This window comes from Photobacterium sp. Ph5 (genome assembly GCF_022129445.1).
In the GTDB taxonomy this organism is placed as follows: domain Bacteria; phylum Pseudomonadota; class Gammaproteobacteria; order Enterobacterales; family Vibrionaceae; genus Photobacterium.
This window is the reverse complement of record NZ_JADQAQ010000085.1, coordinates 1-9,033: the sequence shown is the minus strand read 5'-3', so window position 1 is coordinate 9,033 and position 9,033 is coordinate 1. Positions and strand designations below refer to the sequence as shown.

General features: G+C 42.0%; 7 protein-coding genes. 5 read left to right on the top strand and 2 right to left on the bottom strand.

Annotated elements, in window-relative coordinates:
- A partial coding sequence (locus tag I3259_RS19460) for an alcohol dehydrogenase catalytic domain-containing protein (RefSeq protein WP_238031346.1) occupies positions 1–322 on the bottom strand: 322 nt, incomplete at its 3' end.
- 199 nt (positions 323–521) lie between these two features.
- Between I3259_RS19460 and I3259_RS19455 the strand changes: the two genes are divergently transcribed.
- Together I3259_RS19455 and tadA are read left to right on the top strand one after the other, a co-directional pair.
- Complete coding sequence (locus I3259_RS19455; RefSeq protein WP_006646651.1) at positions 522–1,412, top strand: LysR substrate-binding domain-containing protein; 891 nt, start codon at positions 522–524, stop codon at positions 1,410–1,412.
- Between the two features lie 30 nt (positions 1,413–1,442).
- A complete protein-coding gene (gene tadA, locus I3259_RS19450; protein ID WP_238031345.1) occupies positions 1,443–1,970 on the top strand; it encodes a tRNA adenosine(34) deaminase TadA in 528 nt (175 codons plus the stop codon).
- Positions 1,971–2,052: 82 nt separating this feature from the next.
- Here tadA and mltF read toward each other — a convergent pair whose 3' ends face one another.
- The gene (mltF, locus tag I3259_RS19445) at positions 2,053–3,591 is read right to left on the bottom strand and encodes a membrane-bound lytic murein transglycosylase MltF (protein ID WP_346015712.1); all 1,539 of its coding nucleotides are present in this window, start codon (positions 3,589–3,591) and stop codon (positions 2,053–2,055) included.
- A 398-nt stretch (positions 3,592–3,989) separates the two neighbouring features.
- On the opposite strand from mltF, the gene purL reads away from it, so the two are divergent.
- From purL to glnB, 3 genes are all read left to right on the top strand, one after another.
- Complete coding sequence (gene purL / locus I3259_RS19440) at positions 3,990–7,907, top strand: phosphoribosylformylglycinamidine synthase (RefSeq protein ID WP_238031343.1); 3,918 nt, start codon at positions 3,990–3,992, stop codon at positions 7,905–7,907.
- 178 nt (positions 7,908–8,085) lie between these two features.
- Complete coding sequence (locus I3259_RS19435; protein WP_238031342.1) at positions 8,086–8,490, top strand: hypothetical protein; 405 nt, start codon at positions 8,086–8,088, stop codon at positions 8,488–8,490.
- 100 nt (positions 8,491–8,590) lie between these two features.
- The gene (gene glnB, locus I3259_RS19430) at positions 8,591–8,929 is read left to right on the top strand and encodes a nitrogen regulatory protein P-II (protein ID WP_005370068.1); all 339 of its coding nucleotides are present in this window, start codon (positions 8,591–8,593) and stop codon (positions 8,927–8,929) included.
- Positions 8,930–9,033 lie beyond the last annotated feature (104 nt).

Genomic DNA, 9,033 nt, shown 5'->3' with positions numbered 1-9,033 from the left:
TTTTGCCTGATAGACAGTATTTACATTTACCACATTCTGCAGTGTAAAGTGGAATTACGTGGTCACCAACTTGAAGATCGGTAACACCTTCACCAATCATTTCAACAATACCGCCACCTTCGTGACCAAGGATTGCAGGGAAGATACCTTCTGGATCGTCACCTGATAGTGTGAATGCGTCAGTGTGACAAACACCGGTTGCTACGATGCGTACTAGTACTTCACCTTTTCGAGGAAGCATTACATCCACTTCTTCAACTGAAAGTGGTTGATTTGGACCCCATGCGATTGCAGCTTTTGATTTGATAAATTTATCAGTCATTATAATTCTCTTCTTTTTTTTCTACGTCGTTATTTATATTCGTAGAGAGTAATTAGGTGGAATCGAAAATTTCTCTGTCTCGATTCGATGAAGACTATTGTATTTATTTCTGAATAAATGATAATTAGGTTAAAGTGCAAATAACTTTTACCTTACAGTAATAATGATTATTGTTGGTATCAATATATAGGTAAGTAAGATGTTCCTATGGGAAGGCGTAACAGAATTTGTTGCTGTAGCTGAAACAGAAAGCTTTACGGCAGCATCGAAACGATTAGGTATTTCAACGGCGCAAGTGAGTCGACAAGTTAGTGCGTTAGAGAATCGACTTAATACTAAATTGTTCTACCGTACTACACGTAAGGTTTCGTTGACGGAAGAAGGGGGGGTGTATTATCAGCACTGTCGTCAAGTAATGGACGGTTTGGAAGAAGCTGAGCGCGCATTAAGCAATTTACGTGGTACACCGCAAGGCTTAATTAAATTAACGGCTCCCGTCACCTATGGTGAGAAATATATTATGCCGTTAGTTAATGATTTTATGCTGCAATACCCTGAACTTGAAGTCGTTATTGATATGACTAATAGACAGGTTGATTTAGTTGAAGGTAGCTTTGACTTAGCGATCCGTCTTGGTCGATTGACGAGCTCGTCAATGATGGCAAAACGTTTAACCTCACGTACCATGTATGTTTGTGCGTCTCCTGATTATCTTGCAAGATTTGGTGTACCACATTCACTGTCTGAATTACGCCACCATAATTGTTTGATTGGTAACTATGATCATTGGCGTTTTCAAGAATCAGGCAAAGAGAAAAGTGTTAGGGTCTCTGGGAATTTAAACTGTAACAGTGGTTACGGTTTACGTGATGCGGTATTAAAAGGGATTGGTATAGCGCAGCTACCTGATTACTATATTGATAAAGATTTAGATTCGGGTGCGATTGTTCCTATTTTGACTAACTATCAAGAGCCAGATGAAGGGATTTGGGCACTGTATCCGCATAACCGCCACTTATCACCGAAAATAAGAATGCTGGTGGATTTTTTAGCTGAGAAACTACCTCAAATTAGCCATTATGACGTATAAGCTAAGCTATATTATTGACTAAATGTGTAAATGATGACGATGCAAGTAGAACAAAGCGACGAATACTTTATGCGCCGTGCGATAGAACTCGCAGCTAAAGCAGAGGAAGAAGGTGAAGTTCCTGTTGGTGCTGTTGTTGTTTATAACGGTCAAGTCGTTGGTGAAGGGTGGAACCGATCTATTGGTCAACATGATGCCACGGCGCACGCAGAAATCATGGCGTTGCGCCAAGCGGGTAAAGTGCTAGAAAATTATCGTTTAATTGATACCACGTTATATGTCACCTTAGAGCCTTGCCCAATGTGTGCTGGAGCAATGGTACACTGTCGGGTTGGTAAGGTTGTTTATGGTGCCGATGATTTAAAAACAGGTGCGGCCGGAAGTACCATGAATTTGCTTAGTTATGATGGCGTTAATCATCATGTAGCGCAAACATCTGGTGTATTAGGTGAAGAATGTCGTGCCCAGCTACAAGCTTTTTTTAAACGTCGCCGAGCAGAAAAAAAAGCAGCAAAGCTATTAGCGAAACAACAGATGGCTAATGATCCCTTGCTGTAATCAATTGCCTAATTCTGAAAAAGTAAAAGCTCAGGAATAACCTGAGCTTTTTTGTTTGTAGATTGAATTATAAGTGCGCGATTTATTTTGAGGTCGAGACTGGGGCTGCTGCTGAGGTCGCGGTTACCTGAGAAGCACTATTTACGGTATTTATTGCCGCTGATGGCGTTTGTTTAAGCTCATCTGGTACGGTGATAGTTTGTAGCCCATCAATGATCGTGACATCATCACTATCATGATCGTAACTGTGCGTCTGTTCAAAACCAATAATACTTTGGTAATAACGACGTATTCCTTCAACATAGTTAACGGCTTCTGTACCACGGGCATAACCATAGCGAGTTTGGGTGTAATACTTACGTTGTTGTAATAATGGTAAACGTTGTTTTACATCAGCCCATGTATCAGGGTTACCATGTTGTGCTTTCGTTAGCCGACGAGCATCCATCATATGACCAAAACCAATATTGTAAGAGGCAAGGGCAAACCATACCTTTTCGTGTCCATCGATACTGTCTGGTACACGGGCAACCATCTTACGTAAATACTCAGTCCCTCCACGAATACTTTGCTCTGGATTTAAGCGATCGGTAACACCGACAGATTTAGCGGTAGGATTAGTTAGCATCATCATGCCCCGCACGCCTGTTGGAGAAACCGCTTGTGGATTCCAATGTGATTCTTGATAGGCAAGAGCGGCAATTAAACGCCAATCAAACTCGTTAGCATACTTCTTAAATAGCCCCTGCCATTTTGGTAATTTATCATCGAGCGCACGTAAAAATGCACGGGTATCAACGTAATCAAATTGCTCAACATGACCAAAATACTTTTCTTCTAGTTGAGCTAATTCACCGGTTTGTTTGATTTGACCAAAAAACTCAATTAAGAGGGCATATAAGCTGTCGTTATTGCTATCTTTAACAAACCAGCTAATTGGTTCATCCTCGGTCAGTTCAAGTGCAACGGCTAATTCAGGGTGTGTACGTTGTAGCAATGCGACATCAACAGAATCAGCGACAGTGTAATCTAACTCGCCATTAGCCACTTTACGCAATAGATCATCGATATCGGTTTCTTTGATCGATTGCCATGTTAAATTGGGGTATTTTTTCTTGATCTCTTCTAACTGACGTTCATGACTTGAGCTTGCCACAACGGCTAACGAACGTTCGGTATTGGCTAACTCTTCAAGATCACGAGGACGACGTTTGCCTTTTTTATAAACAACCACTTGGCTGGCATAATAGTAAGCAGGAGCAGGGTGAAACCCTTGTAGACGTTGAGGGGTGACGGTTAATCCTGCCGCGACAATATCGACATCACCATTTTTTAACGCAGGAAATAAGCCAGAGAGGGTAAACATGGTTTGCATTTCCAGTTTTACGCCAAGCTCTTTAGCAAAACGTTGGGCTAATTCATAATCCAGCCCTGTTGGACCATCAGCACCAATATAATAAGACAGTTGATTATTTAATGTCCCTACGCGCAATACACCGCTCTCGCGAATGCGCTCTAAAGGATCAAGTGGTTTTTCTTGCCATTGGCAACCACTTAATAATAAAGCAAGCATTAATGGTACGAGTAACCGGTATATGTTGGTAAGAGATTGAAAATATATCAACAAAGCTGACCTAACTTAAAAATGAGCTGTCATTTATATCAAAGTGAACGTTAGTGGAAAAGCTGAACCCTATAGTTGGGTGTGTTAATTCACGGATTGAAACAAAAAAATAATCCTCTTTTGTTTTATCGGTTAGTTTTTGCTCAAAAAATCAGGTTAATGTCAAAATTGCTGATAAATTTAGGATGTTTGAAAAAAAAACACGCAAACGGTTGCGTCAGGTGTTACGTCACAAAAAAAAATCCCTTATACTGCGCAGGTGCGAAATCGTTTATTCATCTATTGAGTTAATAAACAGGGATAAGTTAGAGGTGACATTGACGTAATTACCCCCGCTTCTTGGGAGTTAGGTCAATATTACTTTTCTTTAACCGTTAATCGAGAGACGTTTGCACATGGAAATTTTGCGTGGTTCACCCGCACTGTCTGAGTTTCGCGTTAATAAGCTACTTGAGCGTTGTCGCGAATTCGATCTGCCTGTGTCAGGTATTTATGCTGAGTTTATGCACTTTGCTGATGTATCTGCTGCCCTTACTGCTGATGAGCATAGCAAACTAGCGAGTCTTTTAACTTACGGTCCAACGATTGCAGAGCACGAGCCTTGCGGCACGTTGTTACTGGTTACTCCTCGTCCGGGGACAATTTCTCCGTGGTCATCAAAGTCGACCGATATTGCCCGTAATTGTGGCCTAAAATCAATTAAGCGTCTTGAGCGCGGTACTGCATATTATATTGAATCAACTTGCGAGCTATCAGCATCACAATTAGAGCAAGTCAAAGCGTTAATCCACGATCGTATGATGGAAGTGATTGTTGGCGATTTTGAAGCAGCGGCTGCTTTATTTAAACAAGCAGAACCTGCACCGGTGAAAAGCGTTGATATCCTTGTTGGTGGTCGCCAGGCATTAGAGCAAGCCAACCTTACGTTAGGGCTTGCTTTAGCTGAAGATGAAATTGATTACTTAGTTGAGAACTTCACCAAACTAGGTCGAAATCCAAATGACATTGAGCTGATGATGTTTGCTCAGGCGAACTCAGAGCACTGTCGTCATAAAATCTTTAATGCAGATTGGACAATTGATGGTGTTGATCAAGACAAGTCATTGTTCAAAATGATCAAAAATACCTATGAGAAAAACCATGAGCATGTATTGTCGGCATATAAAGACAATGCAGCAGTAATGGAAGGCTCAAAAGTTGGGCGTTTCTTCCCCGATCCTGAATCTCGTCAATATAACTACCACCATGAAGATACTCATATCTTAATGAAGGTAGAAACGCATAACCACCCAACAGCTATTTCCCCGTGGCCGGGTGCATCAACGGGCTCAGGCGGTGAAATTCGTGATGAAGGCGCAACCGGTATTGGCGGTAAACCAAAAGCTGGTTTAGTGGGCTTTACTGTCTCTAACCTTAAAGTCCCGGGTTTTGAGCAACCTTGGGAAACCGATTTTGGTAAACCAGACCGCATTGTTACAGCGCTTGATATTATGCTTGAAGGTCCATTAGGTGGCGCGGCATTTAACAATGAATTCGGTCGTCCAAACCTATTGGGTTACTTCCGTACTTACGAAGAAAAAGTGACATCGCACGCCGGTGAAGAAGTTCGTGGTTACCACAAACCAATTATGATCGCTGGCGGTATGGGTAATATCCGTGCTGATCACGTACAGAAAAAAGAAATTCCAGTGGGCGCGAAGTTAATTGTTCTTGGCGGCCCAGCAATGAATATCGGTCTTGGTGGTGGTGCTGCTTCATCAATGGCATCTGGTCAATCGGCAGAAGATCTGGATTTTGCTTCTGTACAGCGTGAAAACCCAGAAATGGAACGTCGCTGTCAGGAAGTGATTGATCGTTGTTGGCAGATGGGTGATGCCAATCCAATCGCGTTTATTCACGATGTGGGTGCGGGTGGTATTTCAAACGCTTTACCTGAACTGGTTGATGATGGTGAGCGTGGCGGTAAATTCCAATTGCGTGATGTTCCTAACGATGAGCCAGGGATGAGCCCACTTGAGATTTGGTGTAACGAATCTCAAGAGCGTTATGTTATGGCAGTTGCACCAGAACATATGGCGGTTTTTGATGCGATTTGTAAGCGTGAACGTGCGCCGTATGCCGTGGTCGGTGAAGCGACAGAAGAGCGTCATTTAACCTTAGAAGATAGTCATTTCGACGATACGCCAATTGATATGCCAATGGATATTCTATTGGGCAAAGCGCCGAAAATGCACCGTGATGTGAAGTCACAAAAAGTAGAAGGCCAAGCGATTGACCGTAGTGGCATTGACTTAGTTGAAGCGACGCAACGAATTCTTCGTCTGCCAGCTGTAGCTGAAAAAACCTTCCTTATTACAATCGGTGATCGCACAGTAACTGGCTTAGTTGCACGCGATCAAATGGTTGGCCCATGGCAGGTACCTGTTGCTAACTGTGCGGTTACTGCGGCTAGTTACGATACTTACCATGGTGAAGCGATGTCGATGGGTGAGCGAACACCTGTTGCATTACTCGATTTTGGTGCATCAGCACGCCTAGCTGTGGGTGAAGCTGTTACTAATATTGCGTGTAGCGATATTGGTGATATGAAGCGTATCAATCTTTCGGCTAACTGGATGTCACCAGCAGGTCACCCTGGCGAAGATGCTGGCTTATATGAAGCGGTAAAAGCGGTAGGCGAAGAGCTTTGCCCTGCTTTAGGTTTGACGATTCCTGTCGGTAAAGACTCAATGTCAATGAAGACTAAATGGCAACAAGATGGTGAAGAGAAGGAAGTAACATCGCCACTTTCTTTAGTCATTACTGCGTTTGGTCGGGTTGAAGATGTACGCAAAACTGTGACGCCTCAACTGCGTACGGATAAAGGCGAAACGAGCCTGTTATTGGTAGATTTAGGTTGTGGTAAAAACCGTTTAGGTGCAACAGCACTGGCACAGGTTTACAAGCAATTGGGTGATAAGCCTGCTGATGTAGATAGTCCTGAGCTATTAAAAGGTTTCTTCTACGCGATGCAATCACTGGTACGTGATGAAAAACTATTAGCTTACCACGACCGTGGTGATGGTGGTTTATATGTAACGCTAGCGGAAATGGCATTTGCAGGTCACACGGGTATTGAAGTTGATATTAATACTGGTAGTGAAGATGCAGTTGATGACGTATTAGCTTCGCTATTTAACGAAGAGTTAGGTGCGGTTATTCAAGTACGTACTGATGATCTTGATTTTGTACAATCAGTACTTGCTGCTAATGGTTTGGAAGCATGTAGCCATATTATAGGTACTGTGGTTGAAGAAGATGTTGTTCGTATTTGGAATGGCAATGATTTAGTGCTTGAACAAAACCGTACAGATATTCGTGCTGTATGGGCTGAAACAACGTATCAAATGCAAGCGATGCGTGATAACCCAGCGGGCGCATTGCAAGAATTTGAAGCCAAGAAAGATGTTCAAGATCCAGGGCTAAATGTAAAGCTAACGTTTGACATAAATGAAGACGTCGCCGCGCCATTTATTGCCCCTGCGATTAATCTTGGTGCTAAACCGCAAATGGCGATTTTACGTGAGCAAGGAGTTAACTCTCATGTTGAAATGGCTGCAGCCTTTGATCGCGCAGGCTTTGAAGCGAAAGATGTCCACATGAGTGATATCTTATCTGGCAATGCTAAGCTCGATGGCTTTAATGGTCTGGTTGCTTGTGGTGGTTTCTCTTACGGTGATGTATTAGGTGCTGGAGAAGGTTGGGCGAAGTCAGTGTTGTTTAACAATATTGCGCGTGATCAATTTGAAGCTTTCTTTAATCGCGATAATACGCTGGCATTAGGGGTATGTAACGGTTGTCAGATGATGTCTAACCTACGCGACTTAATTCCAGGTGCTGATTTATGGCCACGTTTTGTACGCAATGAATCTGAACGTTTTGAAGCGCGTTTTAGTTTGGTTGAAGTACAACAAAGCCCATCGTTATTCTTTAATGAGATGGCTGGTTCTCATATGCCAATTGCTGTTTCTCACGGTGAAGGCCGTGTTGAAGTACGTAATGCGGATCATCTTGTGGCACTAGAGCAAGCAGATACTGTTGCATTACGTTACATTGATAATTACGGCAAATTAACAGAACAGTACCCAGCGAACCCGAATGGTTCACCCAATGGTATCACGGGTGTAACGACAGCTGATGGTCGTGTAACTATTATGATGCCGCACCCTGAACGTGTGTTTAGAACGGTTGCAAACTCATGGCACCCAGATGACTGGAGTGAAAATAGCCCATGGATGCGTATGTTTAGAAATGCGCGTGTTAATCTAGGTTAATAAAGAACAGCGTTGAAAAATCAAAAAACCGCCACTTATGGCGGTTTTTTATTCTTCTTGTGTAAAAATCACCTTTTCAACCCTTTAATTGATAATAATCACATTAAAAATTGAAAATAGACGGTTATAATTAGGAAATAAGATGTAATAGAATTTTTATTGCGATAAAGGATTATGTATGGGGCAGGATATTCCCAGAGCTATGCGTTTATGCATCGCATCAAAAATGCTGGCAGTGCTTGTCGCACTGAGTATTTTTTGTCAAATAGATCGATTAGACCAATTCTTTAATACATCTCAAATCGTGATTGTGCCAAATATTATCGTTTTACTCGTCTTACTTTCTGGCGTGTTGGCAATAATTGGTTTGCTAAAAGGTCAAAAATGGGGATTCCTTCCCTTATATTTCTATATCCCTGCTGCAACGATGTTTCTTAAAATCAGTATTATTCCTGTACTTCCTGAACTTGTTCCTAGTATTTACCGTAATCTGATGATCTTAGGGCTAAATAGTGTGGTTTTAGTGTATTCAGTTTTTTTACTATTGCGTAGGATGGATCGAAACTTACTGCATGAAGTTTAAATAAATTTAAATTTGGCTGTAGGATCTGCAATAATGAGAGCAATTAAATCAATTGCTTGTAAGTAAAAATATTACTTCTGCTCTGTAAAGGATGATGAGAATGAAAAAAATTGAAGCCATTATTAAGCCATTTAAGCTTGATGACGTTCGTGAAGCATTGGCGGAAGTAGGTATTACAGGTATGACAGTGTCTGAAGTCAAAGGATTTGGACGCCAGAAAGGCCATACAGAATTATACCGTGGCGCAGAATACATGGTCGATTTTTTGCCTAAAGTGAAAATTGAAATTGTTGTGGCTGATGAAGTGGCAGAGCAATGCATTGATACTATTGTTGAAACGGCACAAACAGGCAAGATCGGTGATGGTAAAATCTTCATGTTCGATATTGAACGTGTAGTGCGTATTCGTACAGGTGAAGAAGACGAAGACGCGATTTAAGTTGTATAAGAATACAAAAAAGGGGGGCATTACATTGAGTGTAATGCCCCTTTTTTGTTTGCCCAGCGAAGCTGGCAAACCCGTCAGGTTGGAAGAAACCTGAA